This is a genomic window from Aquimarina sp. U1-2, assembly GCF_017897595.1.
Lineage (GTDB): Bacteria > Bacteroidota > Bacteroidia > Flavobacteriales > Flavobacteriaceae > Aquimarina.
Map to the genome: position 1 here is coordinate 236,655 of NZ_JAGKIK010000001.1, position 24,262 is coordinate 260,916.

The window sequence follows — 24,262 nt, forward strand, 5'->3', positions numbered from 1 at the left end:
TTTGTTTTGTACAAAAAAACTAGTTTTGAATTGAACAGATTGACAATTTTGAAACATATACTAACACTTTTGATTAGTTTACCATAAAATTATATACTAATCCTAAGTAACGAATGCACTCTATACAATAATAATTTGACTGTAAAAAATTTAAGCCGATTGCGTACCTTTATCTTTGTTTCGAACCTGATTTAGATATTGTTTTGGATTAACACCAAACCTTTTCTTAAAAAGTTTTGAAAAATAACTTCTAGAATTGATCCCGACCTTGTATGTTATCTGTGTGATATTCAAATCAGAAGACTCCATAAGCTCCTTTGCTGTTTCAATTCTATGATTCTTAATATACTCATTAACCGATGTGTTATAGAGATGTTTAAATCCATTTTGTAATGTATTCTGGTTCAATCCAACACGTTGAGCCAAATTAACGATGCTACCTATACTATCAATTTCATCCTTTATAATAGCAACTGCCTCTTCTATACTTTCTATGGTTGCTTGTCTTAGAATTAGTCGTTTTTCGGGTTCATTTAAATCATCGAGGTATTGTTTTAACTGATGTGTTAAAATTTCGTAGGCTTTTCCTTCTAAATACACATATCGCATAAAACCACTAAGTTCACATTCAACAAATTCTGAAATAAACTTTGAAATATCTAAACTGTAATATTTTTTATAGAAGAATAGTTTTATCCCATTCACATCACGAAACAGATCAATAAGATCCTCATTCATTTCTGGTAAAAATGATTCAATTTTTTGTTCAAACTTTTTCCGATTAATTTCCAAACTAAATATACAGATCGGTGTATTTGCCGGTATTTTAAAAATATGGTTATTTTTGGTGGTGCTGGATATCATAGCATTTTCCAGTCGTTTAACCTCATTAAAATCTTGGTCATTTTCGAATTTATGAAAGAAACCAGACTCTCTATTAAAAAGGATCTTTAAAGGGTGTACTACCCCTTTTTTAAGTTCAAAATGCAGGTCTTTTTTTAACAAATAATCGGTTTCAATTACTCCTACACCAAAATCAAACTGGAAAGAGCGAACGTAACCCGATCCTATTTCTTTAGGTATCTGTACGCAACATTCATGATCAGACTTGTCATATTCAACACCAAGACTTTGTGCCAATTCAAAAATTACATTATGAGTAGTATGATCTCGGATTTTAATTTTTTTCCTCATTGGCATTAAGTTGTTAAATACAAGTCAAAGATACACTTAATTTACCTTGTGTTACCAGCTAGTTATTAAATAATTAAAGGAGTCAATAATACTATTGATACAGCTAAGGACTAAGCATATTAATCCTGATTTTTGTATGGAAAGATTTGATCATCAAATCACTCTTTTGCAAAAGAGACTTTTATAACTAAATCATACAAATTATGTTACGTTGGACCGTTATTTTTATAATTCTAGCATTAATTGCAGGAGTATTTGGATTTGGAGGTATTGCAGCAGGAGCAGCAAGTATTGCCAAAATTCTATTCTTCATCTTTATAGTACTTTTTATTTTATCACTCATCTTTGGAAAAAGATTTAAAGCTTAACGAATACTATACTACTTAAATTATGAGAAAAATTATATTAACTATTGCAGCATTTTGTCTAATCATTTCGACAACAATAAGTTGTAGAGAGAAAAAAAGTACCGGTGAAAAGGTTGAAGATGCGGTTGAAGATGTAGGAGACGCAGTTGAAGACGGTGCCGAGGATATAGAAGATGCTGCCGAGGATGCAACAGACAACAACTAAAGTACGTATGGGGAAATTTTTGGAAAAAAACCAGGTAGCTAAATTATTGAAGCTACCTGGTTTTCTTAACTAATATGATCTTTTATTAACCATGAAAATCTCAAAATGAACAACCTCAATAAAATAAACACAAAAAAGGTTTTTAAAACAGCTATATGTTTGTTTGCAGCTTTGTTTACATGCATGTGTATTTATATCTATCTCATATTTGTAAACTAATCTTAACAAATAGATTTTAGAAATTAAAATTTAGAAATAACTCACATAAATTAGAATCATGGAAAAAAAAATTAACCACAGAGAAGAAGAAAAACCGTTAACCGATTTAGGAAAACCAACTAAAAAACCAAATAACCCGAGTTTGAGTACTAAAACGATTACCAAAAAGAAGGAGAAGTAACTGGTTACTTCTCCTTCTTTTTTGCCGGGTTTCTAGATACACCAGCACTGTCTGATTCCATAAATTTTACGAAATCTGACGGAGACTTTAATTGATAAAAGTTTTCTCCAATAATTAAAATTGGCTGTTCAACTGTTTCTGGATGTTTATCTATCACCTTTAGCCAATCATGTCGTTCTAAATCAACATTTTCGTCATAAGTGGCTGCAAAATTTGGATGTTGTTTATTAATTAAGCTAGCAATAGAAATACCTAAATTATCAGTAATTTCAATCCATTGTGTACCAGGTATATTTGTTTTTGATGTATCTATAGTTAAGACATCTTTTTCTGCAGCATTAACATAACCTAATGTTTGCTTTCCTAAGGATGTCTCTGCATTGTATATTAAAGTAATTTTATTTTCGTGTGTAGAAATAATTCCCATAACCATATAATTTTTAATTTAAATGTACTAGATTGCTTGCTATACCGCTAATCCTTTTCAAACAAATACGAACTCATTTGAAAAGGTATGTGCAGCTAAATCAACGCTCTTAATATACGTTTGTAATATCGTAATGAATAGTCAAAACTATGATCTTTTGTCATAGAAAATTGATTCTCGTTAATTGGATAAATTGTAAAAAGAACTTTATATGATCATCGCTATTAGTGCTTACGGAATTCTAACTTTTTTAGCAATAATACACATCATCTTATACAGCTCAAGACCTACTAAGTCACTAAGTTGGTTATTAATTGTTTTGATCTTTCCATTTCTTGGTATCCTCTTTTACGTGATTTTTGGTATAAATCGAAGAAGATTTAAGTTTTTTAAGCTTAAAGAAACTGTAAAAAGGAAGTTGTACAACAAAAAATATAGAGATGAACTGATCCAAGAACAAAAAATTGAATTCAAAAACAGAAAATATATTAGGCTATCTACATTATTAAAAAATAGTTCAGGATTTGTTACACAACCATCTAACCAGGTTAAAATACTGCATAGCGGAAAAGAAACTTTCAAAGTAATTTTCGAAGAACTCAAAAAGGCAGAAAAATTCATACACCTGCAGTATTACATTTTTGAAGAAGGAGAATTATTTAATAAGTTGTATGATTTGTTAAAAGAAAAAATTGAAAACAATGTAGAAGTAAGAATTCTTTACGATGCTATAGGGAGTTATTCCTTACGTAAAAAAGCCAAAAAGAAGTTTATCGACATAGGAGCCAAAGTATATCCTATTATGCCACTGCATTTTGGAAGCTTCTTATTTACATTAAATTATCGTAACCATAGAAAAATCATTATCATAGATGGCGAAGTAGGTTTTACCGGTGGGGTTAATATTTCTGACAAGTATATCAAATCTCATTCAGAATTAGGTATTTGGGACGACACTCATGTATACCTAAAGGGTCCCGCGGTAGATAGTCTTCATCGTGTTTTTATTAAAGATTATTATTTCGCCAGCAATCAAGAGTTGTTACTTAAAGAAAAATATCTTCCAGGAATTAAACAACAGGGTACTACACCCGTTCAAATTGTAGCCGGTGGACCAGACACAGATCATCCTTCTATCATGCAGCAATATATCAAAATGATCAATCTGGCTGAAGAATACATTTACATTTCTAACCCGTACTTCATCCCAAATAGTGCTATGTTAGAAGCACTTAGAATCGCAGCTTTAAGCGGAGTGAACATCAAGTTATTAGTTCCAAAAAAATCAGATTCCTGGCTGGCTAAACATAGCATGCTTTCTTTTTTTGAAGAACTCCTATTTTTAGGCATTGAAATTTATCAACAAAGAAATGACTTTTTGCATAGTAAAGTAATCGTTATGGATGGTGAGATAGCCTCTGTAGGATCGGGAAATTTTGATCATAGAAGTTTTGAACACAATTTTGAAACAAACGCGCTCATTTATGATCCTAAAATTGCTGAGGAAATTTGTGAAGATTTTATTCGAGACTGTGAAGACAGTGAACTTTTGAAATATGACACATATATCAATCGTTCTTTGCAGCGTAAATTATCTGAAGGTATTGCCAGATTCTTTAGTCCATTGCTATAAAGTTTTTCTGCACTCTAATATAAGGTATTCTGAAATCTCTTAAATTTAGTTAAACCTTATGCGAAGTACGTTTTGAGTTAAAAACTGGATTTTTAGAGGTAATCCTGATTGTATGTTCGATCTAATTTTGAGATAACAAAAATTATAAACAAAAACATACAATGATGAAAAAAACAGTCTTATTAACTACCTTTATCCTTAGTAGTATCCTAACATTTGCTCAAGAATCAGGAAACAAATTTCAATTCGGAGCACGGGCAGGTGTGAATTTTTCTACAGTAACAGGAGATGATTTTGAAGACCCTAACTCTCGTACCAGTTTTTACGCCGGATTAGTAGCCGAAACTTTTATAACAGAGAAATTTGCACTACAAGGTGAGGTATTTTACTCTGGTCAGGGTTTTGATGTAGATGCAGTAACTTTTAACGGACTAGAAGTAACTCCTGATGCAGAATTTCAAATCGATTATATACAAGTACCTATATTAGCAAAAATTTATTTGATTGATGGGTTAAATATTCATGCAGGTCCGCAGTTTGGGTTTAAAATAAATGAAGAATACGATACCGATCCAACAGGAGACGGAGGCGATTTTGATACAGATAGGATCAGAGATTTTGATTTCCAGGTAGCAGCCGGTGCAGAGTATAAATTAAATGGTGGATTTTTTATCCAGGCGCGATATACCTATGGCTTTACTGATGTAATAGAAGATTCTAATGTTAATAACTCGACTTTTTCTGCTGGTTTAGGGTTTATGTTCTAGCCATACCTATAGTTTAGATACAAGCATAATACAAAGAGATTGTTTGAAAGTAGTTATATGAATTTATGTACTACTTTTAAACAGTCTCTGATTTTTTTTTCATAATTCTGAAATCACAAGATGAGAGATGATAACTACATCTTAATTTAATCCGGTCTATGCCATTTAAGTTTTTTTGTAGTATTCCTTTTTTTCAAGTTTATACCAAACTGCTTCCTCTATTATTTCGTTATAAGGAGCTATTTTATCGTATATCATCCCGGCTTTTTCAAGCACTTTTATTGATGCTTTATTTTCGGGTAATGCTATCGCTATAATCTTATCGAGACCAAGCTTATTAAAACCATATGCAATACTAGCTTTGGAAACTTCGGTAGCAAAGCCCATACCCCAATATTCTCTCTTGAGTCTATATCCAAGATCTACGCTGTCAAATTCAGGCAAATATGATAATCCTGCCCAACCTATAAATTTATTGACTTCCTTAAGAATCAATGCTAATCTTCCAAATCCATACGTTTTATATTCGTTGAGTCGTATATGTATCAATTGCTCCACTTCTTCAATTGATTTCACAACAGGCTCTCCAGTCCATCGTTGTACTTCCGGATCAGAGTGTAACTGGAATAATCCCTCTTGATCATCAAAAGAAATTTCCCTAAATACCAATCTTTTGGTTTCGATCAAAGTTTTCATATGTTTAACCCGCTTTATGCATTAGAAAATCTATTACGGCTTTAAACTGCTGCAAAACCAAGCACTACGTTGTATTTTAAGTTTCACCGTAGCGATGCTATGCTGAAACTTAGAAAACACTTGGTTTTATGGCATTTTCAAACCTCATAACGAAATTCTAATGCATAAACCGGGTTTAAGTTAAGAAACTATCGAAGTAAAAAATCAAAACCGCCCCAATTGAGAATTAAAACCTAGATTTTGTTGTTTTAATTCTAAGCTCTTAACGTTTTACTGTCTGTAGACTATGCCGCACAAGGCGGAGCCTCAGGAAATTCTATTAATTAGCGTTTACTCGATTTGATTGTAAAAACGAGCACAATCTACTTAAAACGCTCACGATCAATTTAAATTTTCAGTTTTATCCCGGCCCTAATGTACAAACTATTTTGATCGTTAATCGTTAATACATCCTCTTGATCATCATCGCGCAAACGTATGTCATTAACCAAGGTAAATCCTGCATAAGAATACACAACCAGGTGATTGGTTAGGTATCGTTCATAACCTAATCCGGCTAATACAATAGTCATTGAGATACTATTGGCAATTTTTTCTTCTGTATTTGGTAAATCGGTAAATCTCTTATTATTTTGAATATTTGCAAAAAAACCGTCGAGTGTAACAAATCCTTGCACTACATTTTTCTCTTTAAACGTATACTTAATATTTGTTTTTGGCACGCCTATTACATACGACCAATTAGGACGAAATTCGCGATAATAATTTATAAAAGGTAAAGGAATAGGTATACCTGCCGTAGTCGAATATCGCACTCCAAAAATAAGTCGCCAGGGCTTTGCTACTGATGCGTCTGTTTTATCTTTGAGAAACAATAATGCTCCGGTAAATATAGTATCGTCGGCATTGATACCATCCCCTTCAAAATTTGAGGCTATCATCAATCCAGTTTGAGCGACAAAGCGCCAGTTATTCTTCAATTTAAATGTGTAAATCAAACTTCCTGTAAAAGAACTGAATCGTTCTAAATCTGAGGTGTCAAAAAAAGTTTCATCTCTATAAATGAAATTAACATTTTGATATTCTATTCCGGGTACCAAATAACTTCCTTTGTCGTTGAGTTTTACAGGATATTTTGCAAAAACCCGTAGCCTTCGAAAAGAATTATCACTATTGCGCTGAGGAAAGTACGTATATTCCAATCTGGCAAGATCAGATACCTGCGATTGCATCGTTATCACAAAAAGAAAGCATATAAAAATCTGAACGTGTTTTAGGTGCATCATACGCTTTTAAAATTTGAATGCAAATGAGCATGAAAATCGAGATCCATCTATTCCCGTAAATAGTTGAAAGGTACTTTTAATAGCATTTGCACTATTTATCCACAATCCCCCTCCGTAACTACTGTTCCATTTATCAGATGTATCGTTATTAGCTACCCAAACCCTACCGGTGTCTGCACCGGCAAACAAACCTATTTGTAGCGGTAAGATTCGTGTTTTAAACTGTTCGAAACTGTATCGTATATCAGCGCTTCCGGCAAGGGCAGATTGACCAGTAAATCGGTCCAGTCGATATCCTCGTAACAAATTACCGTCTCCCAACTGGGCTGCCTGATAGAACTCAAAATTATCACCTATATTAAATTGACCCTGGGCGGCTGTTTTTAAAACTACTTTACGATTTTTGGTAAGTGCATTATAAAAGCTCAAGTGTGGTTTGATATATCCAAATGTTCTCTCGGTATCTTCAATATTCATACGCCCACCTACATTAATTTCAAACTTCATTCCGCTAGTTGGATTAACAACTATATCATAACTTTCATAGGCATAGGTGCCATCTATACCTACAAACCACTTGCGTTCAAATGCTTCAGTATCTTGCAAATTGGCTTCTGCTGTTATAAATCGACCTGGTGTATCGTCAATTTGAATACCTTCTATAGTGCTTTTGTACTCGAAATAACTTCCTAATCTACCATTTTTTACTGCTCCTAACGACAAATTGTACATGCTTAATCGTACACGGTTGTAATCAAAACCTAGTTCGTCTTGATTATTTTCTGTTTCATTTCCGAATCCAAAAAAATTAACGGCAAAGTTCGGACTGGTATATTTAGCTTCAATTAGAAAGCTATAATCACCAAATATCCCGGGAAACTCTCCCTTGTACCCCAAATCAAAACCTTGCGTCGCAAAATAATAGCCGCCATAGAAAGAGTGATTACTAGAGAAAGGATTGCGTTTTGAACCGTTAATTGTATATAATGCCATGGGGCCTATGCGCACACCATCATCGGGGTTGTAACCTATAACCGGTAGCACCGATGAAGCATTTTCTACCTCCTTATATTTGTCAAAATTATTGATTTGATAGTTATCGGTTAGTCTAATCCTGGCACTACCTTTTTTCTCGACAGTATTAGGTTTACTTTTATGATCATAGACCGTAATTTTTCTTCCTTTATTGAATCTGTAAATATCATTGTTTTGCCCTCCTATTACTCGAATTCGAATAGGATTATCGGCGATACCAGAAGATTCAAAAACATCATCATCATCTAAGCCGTATATCCAAATTGTTTTGGTGTCTTTTTTATCAAACGTTTTATCACGAATTACTTTTGCTTTTTTACCATCAATGATTCTTGAAACCACGATCCTGGTTTTACCATCTTTCATTCGACGAATATCAAAAAAATCGTCTTTATCGGTACCTGTGACGATAGATACGCTAGTAAGAAAATCATAATAGCGATTAGCAATATCAAGAATGTGTTGCCTACGACCTTTTAAATTTTTCTTGATGGCATCTAAATCTTTTCCCTCTGCCTCTGGCGGAACATTTTTGAAAGCACTATCAATAACAGCATCTGTAAGGTGGTCCTGAATATATTTTGCCTGTCTCTGCCATTCTTCTCTACCGCTATTTTGAAGTAAGGTACGGTCTAATCGCTTGGCCGCTATGTTCATCCATTTTACATCTTTCAATTCTTCATCGTAAACCTGAAATTGGTTGGCAATTCCTAAAAACCCTCTTAAAGTTCCTAAAAAACCTCCGTCAAAATTAGAAAATGCCTGATCTCTATCTCTCGGAATAGGTTTAAAAATATGATCTCCATTCTCTAATTCATATTCCGCCCATCGCCATTGATCTTCATGACGGTCCCAATCCCCTATTAGCATGTCGAATAGGCGAGCTCTAATAAAAGCCGACTCATCGATTTTATATTTTTCATCTCGTCGTAACCGCTCGTATACATCAGAGGTGCTCTCTATATCATCAGGCTTTCCAAAGGATGCCAGATCTTTATGGTTTTTTTCGGGTCGCTCTACGATCATGTAGAGTTCATCCCCGTGATCGGCATTGTATTTTCCTAATGCTTTTTGTTTGGGGATGTAGTAAATCTTTGGATTGGTATGAAAAATACCAACGGCATTTGATAATTCAGGAATGACCGTAAAAATATATGGATGAGCAGCGGTATAAAAATCAAGTAATATATCCTCAGAAATTGTATTTTCTAGGGATTCTTCTATATAATTATCTTTAAAAACAGTCGACTGTAAAAATTTCACACCACTTTTTTTAAGTGCTCTCATATTGTATTGCTTACCATTTTTATCTACTAATCGTAGCGATCTGGTTTGATGCCCTCCACCTTTTCTAACTACTTCTAGCCCACCATATAATGTATCAAGCATGGCCACCCTAGCTTCAATTTTTTTACCATACAAGTCACGATAATGGTCTCCCCAAATGCTCTCATAGAATTCTGTTTTTTCGGTGATTTCCTTTTTGTATACGGAAGCTTGTACTGTTTGTTGAGTATTTTCCGGGATTGTAGAAAGGTCAAACTCTGGTATTTTTTTAAAAATCTCTTTTCTATACAACAATTGAGGTTCATTATTCGTACTACCAAAATAAGTAGCCCACGAAGAACCATCTTTATAGATATCTAATCGTACAAAACCTTGTCCGCCATATGCAAAAAGACCGTCATTGCCCAATGTTGCGTAAGAATTTTTTGCACCGGCGCCAGAAACAATTTGCTTAATCCCTTCGTGCTCTATGTATTGTATAGAATGCTCGTGACCCGAAGCAAAAATAACTCGATTTGCCCCTTTGGCGATTGTTGATAAGCGACGAACCAATGATTTATATTGTTTATTCTGTTTATCCTGAGTAGAAATACCACCTGCAGTACGAATCTGCATAGCCAGGGATCCTAAAATAGGTAAGGGCAATTTTTTTTGAGAAGGATATATATGTTTAACGGGAGCATATTTTCCACCATGTACGCCATTGGTGTACAAAGGATGATGTAAAGCAAATAAAATGGTTTTATCCTGATTTTTTTTAAACTCACTTTCAATTTCCAGAAAGAGTGCTTCTCTAGTTTTAATTTCTGGGCAATTGTCGTTAATGGTTGGATGCTTATTCCAGTCTTCGAGATACCATTGAGAATCAATAATGATTAATTGTATAGTTGCCGTGACCTCTATACTTTCAAAAGCGCAACCTTTTGAAGGTCTAAAAACCTTTCTATCCTTAAGTTTTTCTTCAAAATATTTCTCTTCACGCTCCAAACCTTTCAAACCCTCGTTGTACCAGTCGTGATTACCGGGAATAAAAATAACCTGACCGTCAAAATTCTTCACCGCATCAATTTGAGCATCAAGTCGATGTTCAGCTATTTTTCGATCATTCTCGTCTTTTTCTGGCATCCCATCTGGATAAATATTATCACCTAAAAAAATAGTGAAGTTCCCTTTTTGTGGGTGTGTTTCTAGATATTTTTCGAGTGCCAGTAAGGCCGGTGTACTTTTTTTGGCTTTTGCGTATCCGGCATCCCCTATTAAATAAAAAGTTTTTTCAATAGCAGTATTTTCAGGTACGATAGACGGGTCAAAAGGTTCTTTATATTGAGGCTCATACAGTGCACAACTGTTACATAAGAGCATAAGTAGGCCAACAATAATAGATTTTTTATACATAGTCATCATTTTAATTAGAAACATGATCGGCGACAAAAGTTTCCCACTCGGCAAACTTTTCTTCAGACATGACACGTTCCATTTTTACCTGTCCCCCTTTTTTCTTTTGTGATCCACTCCATTCAGAAAATAGCATGGGCGGCACCGTTGTTACTTTTACTCCTTTTAAAGCTTTACTTCTTGCCACTTTGTAATTTTTATTTGCTTTTTTTAATGCAGCATCTAATGCTTCTGCTAATTGATCATTACCGGTAGCGCTATCTGTTCCTAAATACCAATGATGATAAAATTCGTCATCAATTCGAGTTGCTGCTAAGGTGAATTCAGGAATTTCAATATGAAATTTTTCTTCAATCTCTCGTAGTGCAGTATTCATTTTTTGTACAGAAAGTTGCGACCCAACAACATTTAAAAAGAATTTGGTGCGACCTGTAATTCTAATTTCTGCTCGTTCTATATCTGTAAATTCTATAGTATCACCAATAATGTACCTCCAGGCTCCGGAAACAGTACTTAGTAAAAGAACATAATCCTGATGAATTTTTACTTCGGAAAGCGGAATGGAAGGTGCGTCTTGCTTAAGAGAGCCATCTTGATTGATGTAATCTGGCTCGAAAGGAACGAATTCAAAGTAAATCCCATTGTCGGTTATTAATTTCATCGCATCGGTTTCTGGGCGTTCCTGATACGCTATAAATCCTTCTGAAGCGAGATATGTATCGATAACAGTTATGGGATGGCTTAGTAGCTTATTGAAACTTTTTTCGTAAGGTGCAAAGGCTACTCCGCCAGAAGTATACACCTGCAAATTGGGCCATATATCATGAATAGTAGCTACGTTATGATGATCGATTACTTTTTGAAGCATTAGCTCTATCCACGAGGGTATCCCGCTTAAAGCACCTATATCCCATTTTTTTGCATGTTCTGCAATACGCTGTACCCGCTCATCCCAATTATCGATTTGAGCAATTTCTTTTCCCGGCTTATAATATCCTTCGAACCAAAAAGGAATATTGCTTGCGCTAATCCCGCTAATTTCGCCTTCGAGATGTCCATCCTTTTCGGTCAAATCTGTAGAACTCCCTAACATCATGATTTCTTTTTCAAAAAATTCTGAAGGTAGGTCAAAATTCGACAAAGCTTCAACTTGCTTAACTCCTGCTTTTCGTATAGCTTCTATCATTTGCTCTGATACAGGAATACGTTTACTTTGTTTTCCTGTCGTACCAGAGCTTAGAGCAAAATAATCCGGATTCCCTGGCCAGGTAACATTGGTTTCACCATTAACAACCTTATGCCACCACTGCTCATGCAACTGGTGATAATCAAAATAAGGTACTTCTTCCGCAAAATTTTTCTGCATATGATCTGAACGAAGAATAAATTCGAATAAATAGTGCTTACCAAATTGAGTATCTGCTGCAGTTTTAAGTAATTCTTCTAATACTTTTTGTTGCGATTCAACAGGGTTAGGTGCCGATGTGAATACTCCCTTTAACTCTATTGCTCCTTTTATTAATGATCCTATAATTGCCATGATGCATGTTTTATTTTGAAATAATGGGTTCTGCCACCTTTTCTGCTAATTCAACGTTGGCAAAGGCAAAGATGAATGCCACGACTGATAGTATAATACCTACGGTAAATACGATGTATGTAATTTTTAATAGCTTATATTTTCTTTTCAGAACTACACCAAGAAGATAGAGATCTTTTGTGAGCATGGTATAGATATATTCTTTATCATCGATCACTGCATCAATGGCTTCCTGGTACTTTTCGTAAGGCATTTTAAAAAAATTTCCAAAAAATAAAAGGTTCACTTTTCGTTTTTGAACCTGGTCTTTGGTAAATTCTCCTCCCGTAACATTGGGTTGTGTAGACATTATGGATAAAATTATTGCCGCTACACTAAACAATACCAGGATTAAACTTGGGATCATCAAGTGTCTGTTGGTGGGAGCATCTAGCTTCGGAATTAAATTGGCTAATGCTAGCGATATGATAATAGCATTAACAGAGAGTAAAATATTGGCCTTCGTATCGGCAATATCACTTAACTTTATATGATTTCTAAGCGTTACCCTAAATAGCGTTTGTATTCCACGCTCGGGACTCTCATTTTTATATCGAGCCTTTAATTTGGCTTTAACCACCTCTTTTTTTTGCTTCTTTTTATTCTTTTTCTGCTTTTTGAGTAAGTTTAATAAATTCTTATTTTTTTCTGATTCCCAATGTTCAACAGCATATCGCGTATAATATCGATGTTGTTCAGAAAATAATCTTACATTTTCTGTTCGCCATTCTTTCCCGGATTGCTCCTCTTTACCATGAAGAATTAATTCTTGATGTAATAGTTCACTTACTTCTGTAAAATAATCCTTGGCAAGATGAGAACTATCGGCATCTTTTATGATTTCTTCGAGAATATCTTCGGGTTGTTTACCAAATGTAGTTGCCAGTATACAGCGTTCTACTTTTTTAATATCTTCTTGCCCTACTCCCTGGTCTTTTAAAAATTGCTTTGCAAGTTGAGCGCTTTTGTTCTCGTGATCTTCAGACCCATCGATATAACCTGCATCATGAAACCAGGCAGCCAATTTTAAGATCTCTGCATCTTTGGTGTCGATATCAGATTTTTCAACAATTTCTTGTACGCTGTCTACCACGCGTTGCGTATGAAGAAAATTATGGTATAAATATGTTTTTGGTAATTTATCTTTGAAGAGTTTAAATATGTAATCTTCAGCTTTTTCCAGTACAGCTTTCATTGTCTATTGTTTAGTATTCATATCTGATGGTTAGTCATAACCAAGTATCTATAGATTATTGGTTCTCTTGTTCTTTAACCAGAAGTAGTATTTCATCGGGAGATAAATATAATCTTCTGATTCGGGCTTTATACCTCTCTGATAACGAACTGTGATTCAAAATGAATTTTTTTGTAGCCAATATATAATCTTTCATGGCATGTACTACGGCATAAGTATCTGCTACACGCTCTGCTTTTCGAATAAAATTTTGAGAGGTCGCATAACGTATCCCAAACCAGATTAGCTTCAAACTACTTTTTGTATGATAATCCATAACATGCCCCAATTCATGACCTAGCCATCCTATCATCACATTTTCGGGGATATCGGTTATTTTTAATTCTAAGTTATCTATTTTGAATGTTTCACTTATCAAAATAACGTATGCTCTGTTTTTTCGCGATTTTAAAAGTGTTGAAAACTTAGGTTGTGCTTTCATAAAAGACTTGTTTAATGAAGTCTTTAATTTGAACTCTATGGCTACGTTATCAAGTTCAGGATAATGAGATAATGCAGTATGAGCAGCATTGCGAATAATTTCTGGAATGATTTTATTTTTGATATAGGTATTTTCGGGTATCGCCATAGTATAATTTGAAATCCAAAACATAGAGCTAATGCTAAACATGGTTTTAAAAATGAATATATAATGCATATTACGATAGCCAATATAGATCACAACCTAATGAAATGTTAGTGCATATGATATAAAGGCTAACTCTTTTAATCGATACAGTTCATTGTGCTCGTAAAAAAGCACATGTTTTTTCAGGAATTATTCAAAAGCTTGAAAGTAACCATCCAAAAACTGAACACGATCACTTATCCACGATACCATATAAGTCTTATGATCCTCTATGGGTTTTTGCAAAGGCCATACGATCATTTCTCTTTCATAAACTTTGTTTTTTTCGAAATATGCGTAACTGGTTAACAGCTTATCCAGTAATGCTTGATTACTAAATTCATTTCTTCTTAGCGTGAACCAACGTTTTTTAAGACGCTGCCGATAATTATCAGGATTATCTTCTAAAAGACGATCAAATAGCCCATTACTTAAAATATCATTGGTTGTAGCGATACGCTTACCATCTTGAATCGTTCCTAAAACTCCATCCAAATCCCAAGGCACGTTAAAATAGGGTGTGTTTTTGTCGAAGCGAGCTACATAAAAATTTTTGCCCAAATTATCGGTAGCTCTCACTAGATTGATAAAAAGAAAATAATCGATAGCATTATCGAGATTAAATTTTTTTGACACTTTTTTTTTGAATGTGGATGGCTTCGCATTGAGTACAAATTTTGTGAAGCGATATATATTTTGCCAGTGGGATTTATAATTTACGACTGGATATTCCATTTCGTATCCCGCCCAGTGCGGAAAAATATTCTTGTACTTTGGTGCTACGGTATAAGATGGAGCTCCGTTATGACTTCCTGCTTTAAATAGTTCACCATGAACCTTTCCTGAAGCAATTTTCTTAAGCTGTAGCAGTTTGCGATCTACTTGCTCTGTTAATGTATGAAGCCCAATATATTGTGAATCCAAAAAAACTTCAGCAAATAATCCGTCGATACCACTTTTTGCTTCTTTTGCATTATTTATATAGTGAGGTTTATGAATAGACAACCAAAGTGTATTACAGAAATAAGAGCGCAATCGCAAGGGCTCATTGTACAATCCATCCAAAATCCAATCATCATCACTACGTAAATGACCAAACTGTACATCTATTGAAGTATCATCGGTATCATTTTCCCAAAACTCTAAATCATAGGATTTCTTGGGAAACTTTAATGAAATATTACCTCTAAACTCGATACCTGCTACTGCCTCTTTCATATCATTATGATGTGAGAATGTGAACCGAGAGGGAACTTTAGGATCATCTACTACAGGAAGCGTAGTCGTGATCTTTATTAAAGGTAATGCTGTAATATATAGTTTATAAGTATCTTGCTCATGAATAAGCTCATAACTACGACTATAGGATAACGTATTTGCCGGAATAGCACATGTAAAGTCATTACGAAATTTGATTTGTACAGTACTTTTACTAGAACTAAGGCTATCTGCTATCTTATAATTCCAAACGATAATTTTATGCTTTTTATCTATACCAAAAGAAGCCTTGTCAGGCTGAATAGTAAACGTTTGTGAGCATATATAAAATGGGCATACAAAAATGAGTAAACCAAAAAAGTGCATAAAATACGTTACCCTCATTTCATTTGCATAAAAAGCGTGACCAGTAGCTTACAAATATTTGTATTAATTCTATAGAAAAATAACATTATTACGAGAAGTTTTATCTGTATCGATAAAATCCTTCTCGAATTACAAACTTTTATTTACATTAAGGTTTGTAAATATTTGAAATCTATGCCCTATGTACTAATCTTACTTGTATGGCTTGTAACCATTACACTTGTAAATGCGCAACATCAAGTTGCTAACACTACCAAAAAGACAAAGCCTAAGCTTGTTGTAGGTATAGTAGTTGATCAAATGCGATATGATTATCTAACACGTTTTTATTCAAAATTTGGAGAGGGTGGCTTTAAACGAATGATGAACAAAGGATTTTCTTTCCAAAATCATCATTTTGATTATATCCCCACTACAACAGCCCCCGGACATGCTTCAATCTATACCGGAACCACTCCCAGAAATCATGGAATTATAGGGAATATATGGTATGACAAAACGAAAAAACGAAAAATATACTGTGTAACCGATGAAAACACTTCTCCGGTAGGTACAAGCAGCACAGACGGTAAAAAATCACCCATTCAATTAAAAGTTACAACGATAACAGACCAGAATCGCTTACACACGCAAATGAAGGGAAAAACCATAAGTATTGCGCTTAAAGATAGAGGTGCCATTCTACCTGGAGGTCATACCGCAAATGCAGCATATTGGTTTCGGGGTAAGTACCAGGGAAATTGGATTTCATCGACATACTACATGCAAAAATTACCACAGTGGGTAATTGATTTTAATGCGTCTGATGCCGCAGATCGTTATTTTAAAGAATGGAATACCTTTTTTGATAGTAGCACTTATGTAGAGAGCGGGCCAGACAATACCCGTTTCGAAAGGGGATTTAAAGGAAAACAGGAACCCGTATTTCCTTATCCTCTTCAAGAATTGAAATCCTTCAATAAAGAATACGATATACTTTTGCATACACCGTTTGGCAATAGTTTAACGGTAGATTTTACCATAGAAGCGATAAAAGAAGAACAATTAGGTAAAGACAAGGATACCGATTTTTTAACCGTTAGTTTTTCAAGTACAGATTATATTGGCCATAATTTTGGCGTAAATTCTAAAGAAATTGAAGATACTTACATACGCCTGGATAAAGATGTAGAGCGTTTGTTAACCGCACTAGACATACAAGTAGGTAAAAAATCGTATGTAGTATTTTTAACGTCAGACCACGGAGCCACACATGTACCGAGTTTTTTAAGTTCAATTAAAATTCCTTCAGGATATTTTAAAGAAGCCTCTGTACATTTGGCGCTGCAAAGGCACCTTCAAACGCTATATCAGCATGACAGTATTATAGAACATATTTCAAACAAACAGATATTTTTAAATCATGATCTTATTCATAAAAATCAACTAAATACAGAAGAAATTCAGAATTCTATAGCACGCTATCTTACTAAAGTCACAATGATTTCAGAAACATATACTCGCAGCCAGATAGAACATGCTAATACGGTATCGACAATAAAATCAAAAATTAAAAAAGGATTTCATTCTAAACGAAGTGGAGATGTTTGTTATATTTTAAATCCTGCTGTGGTCGCCTACTCAAAAACCGGTTCTATGCATGGAAGTGCTTACCAGTATGATACGCATGTCCCACTACTTTTTTTGGGTACTCGTATCAAAAAAGGAGCAACTACCAAAAAAACAACAGTTTCTGATATTGCCCCAACCCTCTCGGCACTATTAGGAATTGCATTACCCAATGCCGCAAATGGAAATATTTTAAGTGAAATAATCGATGATTAATAACAACATTTTTTAACAGGAAGATTAGTATGCCTGGTTTTCAGTATACAAATCAAGACATAAAGCGTATTTAAGAAAAACATCACCAAAAGAGCATCAAGAAAAACTAAAAAAATGAAGTATACGACGGTTTCTATAAAGTCATTTTTACGAATGCTAGTAACTACCTATAAAAATTGGATAGCCAACGAGCCCTTTCAAATGAGTGCGGCGGTAAGTTACTATGCACTATTCTCTTTTCCTGCTTTACTTATAATTATTATTCAAACAGTAGGCATCTTTTATGAAAAGAAAGAAGTAAAGGGGAAAATTATTAACGAAATATCAGATGTATTAGGTTTTGATGCTGCAACCACCATCGAGGGTATGCTAAAAAATGTTATTGATCAAGAACAATCTATCTGGATCATCATGATTGGTATTATTACCTTATTGTATGGTGCCACAGGAATGTTTATCGCTTTACAAAAATCTTTAAATACAATTTGGGAGGTGAAACCAAAGCCCAAAAACGAACTTTTAAAAATGATTAAAGACCGAATTTTCTCGTTGGGCCTTATCCTTGTGATTGGATTTTTACTACTCACTTCTTTAGTTTTGACAGCACTCATCACTGCAACTACAGACTGGATAGGTACACATTTTCCTAATATAATCGTATATGTGATACAGATTATAAATTTTATCCTGTCCATAGTACTTTTTACTGTATTGTTTGCTTTAATATTTAAAGTATTGCCCGATGTAAAAATGAAATGGAAAGATGTTTGGCTAGGTGCTTTTGTAACCACTATTCTATTCAGCATCGGAAAATTAGCTCTTGGAATTTATTTTGGGACCACAAACCCAGGGTCGACTTTTGGAGCGGCGGGATCGGTTATTTTAATTTTATTATGGGTATCGTATTCGAGTTTGATTCTGTTTTTTGGAGCAGAATTTACAAAGGTGCTCGCTCATAAATTTGGTAGCGGAATCCAACCTGCTTCTTATGCTGAAAAAATTTCGTAGCCTAAAGTGGTGGTTTTTGGAGCATGTACTATTTTTAAACGCCAACAAAAGCAATGGTAAGTCCTAAAAATCTTAAACTTTTACTATTTTTGTTTAATTTTTATTCAAAAAAAGTTAAACAAAATAAGGTATGAGTTTTTTAACTGCGGCATGGCGTAATCTTGCCTTTGCAAATTATGAAGTTGATCCTAAATTATTAGAAAAGTATGTGCCTTATGGTACAGAACTGGATCAATGGCAAGGCAAATATTATGTAAGTTTGATAGGGTTCTTGTTTGAAAATGTAAAGTTATTGGGGTTCAGTATACCTTTTCATAAAAATTTTGAAGAAGTTAATTTGCGATTCTATGTAAAACGCTATGAAAATGATACGATACGGCGAGGTGTCGTTTTTGTGAAAGAAATAGTCCCAAAACCTGCGTTATCTTGGGTAGCTAATTTAGTGTATAACGAAAAGTACGAAACATTACCTATGAGATATTCCTGGAAAAATGATCATAACAGTAGGTTGTTTACATATCAGTGGAAAAAGAAAGGAAAATGGCAAAGTATATCAGTAAAAACCAAAAGTATTGCTAAACCACTGGAACAACACTCATTCTCAGAGTTTATTACAGAGCATTATTGGGGGTACTCAAAAATAAATAATGACAAAACGAATGAGTATCAGGTTACACACCCCCGGTGGAGTATGTTAGAGGTATTAGATTACACTATTAATGTAGATTTTGGATTGGTGTACGGTTCAGATTTTTTATTCTTAAACAACCGTCAACCTGATTCGATAATGCTTGCCGAAGGATCAGCGATTACTATTGAAAGCAAACGCATGTTACAAAAAACATCTTAATTAAGAAAACATGGATAAATCAGAATACAAAATACATGTCATAGGAGCAGGCATAAGTGGGCTTATTGCAGCCAATGTATTAGAAGCATCGGGATACCATCCTGTTATTTTAGAGTCCACCGAAAGTGTAGGAGGCCGAGTTAAAACCGATTGTATTGATGATTATCAACTAGACCATGGCTTTCAGGTACTATTGACTGCATACCCGGCCGCCAAGAAATACCTGGATTATGAAAAACTTTCGCTTCAAAAATTCGTACCGGGGGCAGTAATTTTTGATAAAGGAAAGAAAAAAACAATAGGTGACCCCACTCGCGATATTTCTTTATTATTTTCTACAATCTCGGCGAACATAGGAAGTTTGTCTGATAAAATAAAAATTTTAAAACTTAACGCTATTTTAAAAAAGAAAAGTATCGAGCGTATATTTTCAGAAAAAGAAAAAACTACTTTGGCATATCTTCGTGATTTTGGTTTTTCTGAAGAGATCATCCAACAATTTTTCACTCCCTTTTTCAGTGGTATTTTTCTAGAACCCAAACTTGAAACGTCAAGTAGAATGTTTGAGTTTATTTATAAGATGTTTGGAGAAGGGCATGCCGCTATACCCCAATCGGGAATCGCTGCTATTGCAGAGCAGCTTTTATCGCGGTTAAATCAAACTTCAATCCAATACAACACTACCGTTCAAGAAGTCGAAGATGGTAAAATAGTCGTAAATCACGGACAAGAATTAAAAAGCCACTTCACTATCATAGCTACTGCACCAAGCTACGTGATTCCGAAATTGAAAAATCAAGCTGTGACATGGAAAAGTTGTGAAACCTTATATTTTGAAACCCATACTCGAAATATTGATAAACCATTAATCGGGTTGATTGCAGATCCAGACTCATTGATTAACAATATTTGCTATCATACGAGTCTTAACACTGCTTGCAATCCAGAGAAAGAGTTATTGTCGGTAACCGTCGTAAAAGACCACAACCTTGAAGAATCAAATCTTATAACCGCTGTAGAGGCTGAACTTCTTGAATATTGTAATATCAAAACGAACCGTTTTATCAAGTTGTACACTATCGAAAAAGCGTTACCTGATATAAAGAATGTACTATACGATATGGCACCCACCGAAACACGCTTAACAACTTCTATTTTTGTAGCAGGTGATCAATTACTTAATGGTTCACTAAACGCTGCGATGATCGCAGGAGAAAGAGCAGCTTTGGGAGTTATTGGTACTTTAGAAGATGGATTGATCGTTGAGGAGTTCACATCAGAATTTACGTAATATAACCTAAGTTCGATTATTATTTTGCTGAATAGTATTCGTTTATTTTCGCCGTTTGATCGAGCAGAATCAAAAGGTCATTACAAAAAATCACTCGTATTGATGCTTTTTCGTACTATTCATTTCACAATGCAGAACGAGCTTACCTTACTGTCTTTTTACCTTTAAACTTCCATTCGGTAATACCCCCGTCAAGGTCGTATATTTTTTTGAATCCTGCTTTTCTCATATAAGCAGAACATTGACCACTTCTGCCTCCACGACCACAATAAACCGCTACTGGTTTTGATTTGTCTACTTTAGCTATTAAATCTTCAAAGTTCTCATTTCTGTAATCAATATTAATAGCGCCGTCTATATAGCCGTCTGCATATTCTTCAGGAGTTCGAACATCGATCAACTGTACCTCTCCCATTTTGAGTAGGGAGTCCATTTCTTCAACTGTAATAAGTTCAACAGTAGCCCTTTCATCCATTGGATTGCAACTAGAAAGAACGAGTACGAAAAATAATGTTGCTATATGTGATATAATCTTCATAGATGTTCAAATTATTTATTCTTTGGTATCGCCATCCCAATTCATAAAACCACCTATAAGGTTGTATGTGTTTTTGAATCCCATTTGATCCATTAGTGTACAAGCTTGCGCACTGCGTGCGCCAGAACGACAATATACATAGTAATTTTTGGTTTTATCCAATTGTTCAATTTCATCAAGAAATCCTTGTCCTTTACGAATGTCTATATGTACCATTTCAGGAATATACCCATCTTCGACTTCTTCTTCGGTTCGAACGTCTACTATGGTGTAATGGTCGTCTTCAGAAATAAGAGCTCTCCATTCTTCTTGCGTAATATCTTTAGCCATTTTAAATGTTTGTATGGATTTTAGACTGTAAAAATTTAAATTCCTTACAAATATAAGAGTCCTTAGAGAAATTTATAAGAGAGGTTACGTATTTTATCGTTAATTAACAGGTTTATGCTTTAATGCTACAGCCAATAGCTTTTGTAGTTTCTATAGGTACTTTTTTTCCTTCTAACAAAGCATTTACAGCATCTTCGACATATTTCTCGTCTGCAGCTTTGGCATTTTTATAATTATTATCTATCGCGCCTATGTATCGAACCATATTTCCGTTTGACGTTTTCTCTAGAACATAGACATGCGGAGTTTTAGTTGCACCGTATTGCGGGTAGATAAACTGACCATCATCAAATAAATAAGGGAAAGTAAAGCCTTTTTCATTTGCTCTTACCTTCATATTCGCAAAACTATCATCTGGATAGGCTTTTGGATTATTTGGATTGATTGCAACAACAGGATATCCCAATGGTTTAAATTTTTTATCCAAAGCAATGATTCTATCCTCGTATGCTACAGAATACGGACAATGGTTACAAGTAAAAATCACAATAAAACCTTTGGCATCTTTAAAATCGGATAACGAGACCATGGTGTCATCAACGTTCTTTAATTCAAAATCAGTAGCACTATCCCCTATAGCATAACCAGCATCACCTTTTGAACCTGAAACTTTATCCATGGCAAAAGCACTTATAGCGATGATTAACGCTACTCCTACTAAAATTTTTAATGTCTTCATATGTGTACGATTTGGATTTAACTTTTCTTAGTATTACAGCATTTTTTTTAACTCTTTCTCTAACTCATTATAGGTAAATGATCGTTCATAGAAAGTGCTTGTATTCCCTTTATAAATAATCGTAGCAGGTATAGAACCTGACCAGTTTCCATCTACTTTAGGTATCCAACTATTCGAATCAGGATCGTCTAGCAAAATAACCTTACTTTGTATATGTTGCTTTGTGATAAAAGGTATCAATTTTGTTTCTACATGTTGGGGTAAATCAAGACTTACCAAAACTACTTCTACCTCATTATCAGAATACCTGCTGTTGATTAATTCAAAATAGGGTAGTTCAGCCACACAAGGTTTACACCAAGTTGCCCAAAAATTAATCACTCGGGTTTTATTATCATTAACTTTTAATAAAGGTTCAAAATTTTCAAAATCATATACCGGTATTTCGACGCCTTTACTTTTGTAAACATTAGTGGCATCTAATGTCATTTTTTGCTCTCCCTTGCAATTGCATAGAAAAAAAATTAATCCTAAATATAGTATACATCTCGACATATAACGAATTTATTAAAACCTCTATTTAGACAAAAGAAAATTAACAAGGTTTCTATGTTTTTTCTAAATATTTTCAGAATTTCTAATGAAAATTATACTCCTAAACCGTCTCATTTCGAGCGGCAATATTACTATTTAACATGAATAGTAATACAACTTTAACAAAGAATTAATATCACGATACAAGACAAATGTTCGTGTTTATTATACATTTGTATAAACAAATATTGTATAGACAATTGAAGATTGAAGATATCATAAAAACCAATGTACAACTTCCTGTTGCAAAAAAGGCAATAGTAAATTTAATCTATACCGAAAATTGGTTAATGGATAAAATTAATCTTGCATTAAAACCGTATGACATTTCAGTTCAACAATTCAATGTTTTACGAATTTTAAAAGGGCAACATGATAAACCTGCAAATTTATCTACGATACAAGAGCGCATGGTAAGTAAAATGAGTAATACCACTAGACTGGTAGACAAACTCATCGCCAAAGAATACGTAAAACGAAATATATGTGAATCCAATAGACGAAAGGTAGAAATTACAATTACCGACAAAGGCAAATCGTTTTTGGACCAAATCAACCCTAAAATGAACAGTTTTGAAAACAGTATTACTGCAAACTTGACAAATAAGGAGTTGATAATATTAAATGAACTATTAAATAAATTGAGAACTACAACGACTAAACGCTAATATAATTTTTAAATACATAACTTATGAAAACTACACTTAAAACGTTACCTATGCTGTTTGCAATGAGTATTGCGACTGCGACATTTGCTCAAAAAAAGGAAATCAAAGCTGCGGAAAGCGTAATCGAATGGACGGGTAAAAAAGTAACTGGATCACATAATGGAACCATACAATTAAAAGATGGTTTCCTTCAGTTCGACGGTGATAAAATTACAGGCGGAGAGTTTACAGTGGATATGACAACTATCGAGGTAAAGGATCTCGAAGCAGGAAAAGGTAAAGAGAAACTAGAAGGTCATCTTAATTCTGATGATTTTTTTGGTACTTCAAATCATAAAACTGCAAAATTAGTTATTGAAGAAGCCAAAAAAAGTGATACCAATACCTACAAGATTAATGCAGTGATGACGATAAAGGGCAAAACAAACCCTTTGAATTTTGATCTCGATATCAATGGTAATACTGCAAAAGCAGATGTTAAAATCGATAGAACTAAGTATGACATTAAATACGGCTCAGGAAGCTTTTTTGATAATCTTGGAGATAAAGCTATCTATGACGAATTTACACTAAATGTAAAATTGGAAATGTAAAACTTTTTTAGAAATCAATTTTATTTATATCTTTGACTCAAATAAAAAAAATTGAAATTACAAATAACAAATAATTGGTGGTGGTATTCTCAGAACGTAAATGTCGTGA

General features: G+C 34.1%; 24 protein-coding genes. 11 read left to right on the forward strand and 13 right to left on the reverse strand.

The features are described 5' to 3' along the window. Positions 1 to 150: 150 nt before the first annotated feature. Positions 151 to 1,194: an AraC family transcriptional regulator gene (locus J8281_RS00960; RefSeq protein ID WP_246848925.1), complete on the reverse strand. Its 1,044-nt coding sequence runs from the start codon at positions 1,192 to 1,194 to the stop codon at positions 151 to 153. Positions 1,195 to 1,397: 203 nt separating this feature from the next. Between J8281_RS00960 and J8281_RS00965 the strand changes: the two genes are divergently transcribed. The 3 genes from J8281_RS00965 to J8281_RS19790 all read left to right on the forward strand — a co-directional run bounded on the left by J8281_RS00965 (position 1,398) and on the right by J8281_RS19790 (position 2,167). Further along, positions 1,398 to 1,562, forward strand: coding sequence for a DUF1328 domain-containing protein (locus J8281_RS00965; RefSeq protein WP_210195721.1), 165 nt, complete (start codon positions 1,398 to 1,400; stop codon positions 1,560 to 1,562). Positions 1,563 to 1,584: 22 nt separating this feature from the next. Beyond that, positions 1,585 to 1,767, forward strand: a complete 183-nt coding sequence (locus J8281_RS00970) for a hypothetical protein (RefSeq protein ID WP_210195722.1) — start codon at positions 1,585 to 1,587, stop codon at positions 1,765 to 1,767. Between the two features lie 277 nt (positions 1,768 to 2,044). Next, entirely contained in the window at positions 2,045 to 2,167 is a 123-nt protein-coding gene (locus J8281_RS19790; protein WP_256437866.1) for a hypothetical protein, read from the forward strand. A 4-nt stretch (positions 2,168 to 2,171) separates the two neighbouring features. Here the strand turns inward: J8281_RS19790 and J8281_RS00975 are convergent, their stop codons facing one another. Continuing rightward, complete coding sequence (locus tag J8281_RS00975) at positions 2,172 to 2,594, reverse strand: arsenate reductase family protein (protein ID WP_210195723.1); 423 nt, start codon at positions 2,592 to 2,594, stop codon at positions 2,172 to 2,174. Positions 2,595 to 2,805: 211 nt separating this feature from the next. Between J8281_RS00975 and cls the strand changes: the two genes are divergently transcribed. Both cls and J8281_RS00985 read left to right on the forward strand, forming a co-directional pair. Beyond that, positions 2,806 to 4,227, forward strand: a complete 1,422-nt coding sequence (gene cls / locus J8281_RS00980) for a cardiolipin synthase (protein WP_210195724.1) — start codon at positions 2,806 to 2,808, stop codon at positions 4,225 to 4,227. Positions 4,228 to 4,388: 161 nt separating this feature from the next. After that, positions 4,389 to 4,994: a porin family protein gene (locus tag J8281_RS00985; RefSeq protein ID WP_371812564.1), complete on the forward strand. Its 606-nt coding sequence runs from the start codon at positions 4,389 to 4,391 to the stop codon at positions 4,992 to 4,994. A 165-nt stretch (positions 4,995 to 5,159) separates the two neighbouring features. Here the strand turns inward: J8281_RS00985 and J8281_RS00990 are convergent, their stop codons facing one another. From J8281_RS00990 to J8281_RS01020, 7 genes are all read right to left on the reverse strand, one after another. Beyond that, a complete protein-coding gene (locus J8281_RS00990) occupies positions 5,160 to 5,690 on the reverse strand; it encodes a GNAT family N-acetyltransferase (protein WP_210195725.1) in 531 nt (176 codons plus the stop codon). 386 nt (positions 5,691 to 6,076) lie between these two features. Then, complete coding sequence (locus tag J8281_RS00995) at positions 6,077 to 6,976, reverse strand: DUF6268 family outer membrane beta-barrel protein (RefSeq protein ID WP_246848926.1); 900 nt, start codon at positions 6,974 to 6,976, stop codon at positions 6,077 to 6,079. Between the two features lie 6 nt (positions 6,977 to 6,982). Beyond that, positions 6,983 to 10,693, reverse strand: a complete 3,711-nt coding sequence (locus tag J8281_RS01000) for a metallophosphoesterase (RefSeq protein WP_210195726.1) — start codon at positions 10,691 to 10,693, stop codon at positions 6,983 to 6,985. 10 nt (positions 10,694 to 10,703) lie between these two features. Beyond that, complete coding sequence (locus tag J8281_RS01005) at positions 10,704 to 12,233, reverse strand: GH3 auxin-responsive promoter family protein (protein WP_210195727.1); 1,530 nt, start codon at positions 12,231 to 12,233, stop codon at positions 10,704 to 10,706. Positions 12,234 to 12,243: 10 nt separating this feature from the next. Further along, the gene (locus J8281_RS01010) at positions 12,244 to 13,467 is read right to left on the reverse strand and encodes a Pycsar system effector family protein (protein WP_210195728.1); all 1,224 of its coding nucleotides are present in this window, start codon (positions 13,465 to 13,467) and stop codon (positions 12,244 to 12,246) included. A 55-nt stretch (positions 13,468 to 13,522) separates the two neighbouring features. Next, entirely contained in the window at positions 13,523 to 14,137 is a 615-nt protein-coding gene (locus tag J8281_RS01015; RefSeq protein ID WP_246848927.1) for a hypothetical protein, read from the reverse strand. Between the two features lie 147 nt (positions 14,138 to 14,284). Continuing rightward, positions 14,285 to 15,736: a CotH kinase family protein gene (locus J8281_RS01020; protein ID WP_210195729.1), complete on the reverse strand. Its 1,452-nt coding sequence runs from the start codon at positions 15,734 to 15,736 to the stop codon at positions 14,285 to 14,287. Positions 15,737 to 15,892: 156 nt separating this feature from the next. Here J8281_RS01020 and pafA point away from each other — a divergent pair, with 156 nt between their 5' ends. The 4 genes from pafA (at position 15,893) to J8281_RS01040 (ending at position 20,691) form a co-directional block, all read left to right on the forward strand. Next, positions 15,893 to 17,542, forward strand: coding sequence for an alkaline phosphatase PafA (gene pafA, locus J8281_RS01025; protein WP_210195730.1), 1,650 nt, complete (start codon positions 15,893 to 15,895; stop codon positions 17,540 to 17,542). Between the two features lie 114 nt (positions 17,543 to 17,656). Next, positions 17,657 to 18,550: a YihY/virulence factor BrkB family protein gene (locus J8281_RS01030; RefSeq protein WP_210195731.1), complete on the forward strand. Its 894-nt coding sequence runs from the start codon at positions 17,657 to 17,659 to the stop codon at positions 18,548 to 18,550. A gap of 130 nt (positions 18,551 to 18,680) precedes the next feature. Next, positions 18,681 to 19,400: a YqjF family protein gene (locus J8281_RS01035; RefSeq protein WP_210195732.1), complete on the forward strand. Its 720-nt coding sequence runs from the start codon at positions 18,681 to 18,683 to the stop codon at positions 19,398 to 19,400. Positions 19,401 to 19,410: 10 nt separating this feature from the next. Beyond that, a complete protein-coding gene (locus J8281_RS01040; protein ID WP_210195733.1) occupies positions 19,411 to 20,691 on the forward strand; it encodes an FAD-dependent oxidoreductase in 1,281 nt (426 codons plus the stop codon). 142 nt (positions 20,692 to 20,833) lie between these two features. Here the strand turns inward: J8281_RS01040 and J8281_RS01045 are convergent, their stop codons facing one another. The 4 genes from J8281_RS01045 to J8281_RS01060 form a co-directional block, all read right to left on the reverse strand. After that, complete coding sequence (locus J8281_RS01045) at positions 20,834 to 21,229, reverse strand: rhodanese-like domain-containing protein (RefSeq protein WP_246848928.1); 396 nt, start codon at positions 21,227 to 21,229, stop codon at positions 20,834 to 20,836. A 15-nt stretch (positions 21,230 to 21,244) separates the two neighbouring features. Then, positions 21,245 to 21,559 carry a rhodanese-like domain-containing protein gene (locus J8281_RS01050; RefSeq protein WP_210195734.1) on the reverse strand — a complete coding sequence of 105 codons (315 nt, stop codon included), beginning with the start codon at positions 21,557 to 21,559 and terminating at the stop codon, positions 21,245 to 21,247. 112 nt (positions 21,560 to 21,671) lie between these two features. Next, the gene (locus tag J8281_RS01055; protein WP_210195735.1) at positions 21,672 to 22,298 is read right to left on the reverse strand and encodes a thioredoxin family protein; all 627 of its coding nucleotides are present in this window, start codon (positions 22,296 to 22,298) and stop codon (positions 21,672 to 21,674) included. Positions 22,299 to 22,331: 33 nt separating this feature from the next. Continuing rightward, positions 22,332 to 22,787 carry a TlpA disulfide reductase family protein gene (locus J8281_RS01060; protein ID WP_246848929.1) on the reverse strand — a complete coding sequence of 152 codons (456 nt, stop codon included), beginning with the start codon at positions 22,785 to 22,787 and terminating at the stop codon, positions 22,332 to 22,334. A 278-nt stretch (positions 22,788 to 23,065) separates the two neighbouring features. Here J8281_RS01060 and J8281_RS01065 point away from each other — a divergent pair, with 278 nt between their 5' ends. Then, positions 23,066 to 23,560: a MarR family winged helix-turn-helix transcriptional regulator gene (locus J8281_RS01065; protein WP_371812565.1), complete on the forward strand. Its 495-nt coding sequence runs from the start codon at positions 23,066 to 23,068 to the stop codon at positions 23,558 to 23,560. Between the two features lie 23 nt (positions 23,561 to 23,583). After that, complete coding sequence (locus J8281_RS01070) at positions 23,584 to 24,153, forward strand: YceI family protein (RefSeq protein WP_210195737.1); 570 nt, start codon at positions 23,584 to 23,586, stop codon at positions 24,151 to 24,153. Positions 24,154 to 24,262: the final 109 nt, after the last annotated feature.

Coding starts and splice junctions, on each gene's coding strand:
- J8281_RS00960 (WP_246848925.1), bottom strand. CDS start 1,194: ATGAGGAAAAAAATTAAAATCCGAGATCATACTACTCATAATGTAATT.
- J8281_RS00965 (WP_210195721.1), top strand. CDS start 1,398: ATGTTACGTTGGACCGTTATTTTTATAATTCTAGCATTAATTGCAGGA.
- J8281_RS00970 (WP_210195722.1), top strand. CDS start 1,585: ATGAGAAAAATTATATTAACTATTGCAGCATTTTGTCTAATCATTTCG.
- J8281_RS19790 (WP_256437866.1), top strand. CDS start 2,045: ATGGAAAAAAAAATTAACCACAGAGAAGAAGAAAAACCGTTAACCGAT.
- J8281_RS00975 (WP_210195723.1), bottom strand. CDS start 2,594: ATGGGAATTATTTCTACACACGAAAATAAAATTACTTTAATATACAAT.
- cls (WP_210195724.1), top strand. CDS start 2,806: ATGATCATCGCTATTAGTGCTTACGGAATTCTAACTTTTTTAGCAATA.
- J8281_RS00985 (WP_371812564.1), top strand. CDS start 4,389: ATGATGAAAAAAACAGTCTTATTAACTACCTTTATCCTTAGTAGTATC.
- J8281_RS00990 (WP_210195725.1), bottom strand. CDS start 5,690: ATGAAAACTTTGATCGAAACCAAAAGATTGGTATTTAGGGAAATTTCT.
- J8281_RS00995 (WP_246848926.1), bottom strand. CDS start 6,976: ATGATGCACCTAAAACACGTTCAGATTTTTATATGCTTTCTTTTTGTG.
- J8281_RS01000 (WP_210195726.1), bottom strand. CDS start 10,693: ATGTATAAAAAATCTATTATTGTTGGCCTACTTATGCTCTTATGTAAC.
- J8281_RS01005 (WP_210195727.1), bottom strand. CDS start 12,233: ATGGCAATTATAGGATCATTAATAAAAGGAGCAATAGAGTTAAAGGGA.
- J8281_RS01010 (WP_210195728.1), bottom strand. CDS start 13,467: ATGAAAGCTGTACTGGAAAAAGCTGAAGATTACATATTTAAACTCTTC.
- J8281_RS01015 (WP_246848927.1), bottom strand. CDS start 14,137: ATGTTTAGCATTAGCTCTATGTTTTGGATTTCAAATTATACTATGGCG.
- J8281_RS01020 (WP_210195729.1), bottom strand. CDS start 15,736: ATGAGGGTAACGTATTTTATGCACTTTTTTGGTTTACTCATTTTTGTA.
- pafA (WP_210195730.1), top strand. CDS start 15,893: ATGCCCTATGTACTAATCTTACTTGTATGGCTTGTAACCATTACACTT.
- J8281_RS01030 (WP_210195731.1), top strand. CDS start 17,657: ATGAAGTATACGACGGTTTCTATAAAGTCATTTTTACGAATGCTAGTA.
- J8281_RS01035 (WP_210195732.1), top strand. CDS start 18,681: ATGAGTTTTTTAACTGCGGCATGGCGTAATCTTGCCTTTGCAAATTAT.
- J8281_RS01040 (WP_210195733.1), top strand. CDS start 19,411: ATGGATAAATCAGAATACAAAATACATGTCATAGGAGCAGGCATAAGT.
- J8281_RS01045 (WP_246848928.1), bottom strand. CDS start 21,229: ATGAAGATTATATCACATATAGCAACATTATTTTTCGTACTCGTTCTT.
- J8281_RS01050 (WP_210195734.1), bottom strand. CDS start 21,559: ATGGCTAAAGATATTACGCAAGAAGAATGGAGAGCTCTTATTTCTGAA.
- J8281_RS01055 (WP_210195735.1), bottom strand. CDS start 22,298: ATGAAGACATTAAAAATTTTAGTAGGAGTAGCGTTAATCATCGCTATA.
- J8281_RS01060 (WP_246848929.1), bottom strand. CDS start 22,787: ATGACATTAGATGCCACTAATGTTTACAAAAGTAAAGGCGTCGAAATA.
- J8281_RS01070 (WP_210195737.1), top strand. CDS start 23,584: ATGAAAACTACACTTAAAACGTTACCTATGCTGTTTGCAATGAGTATT.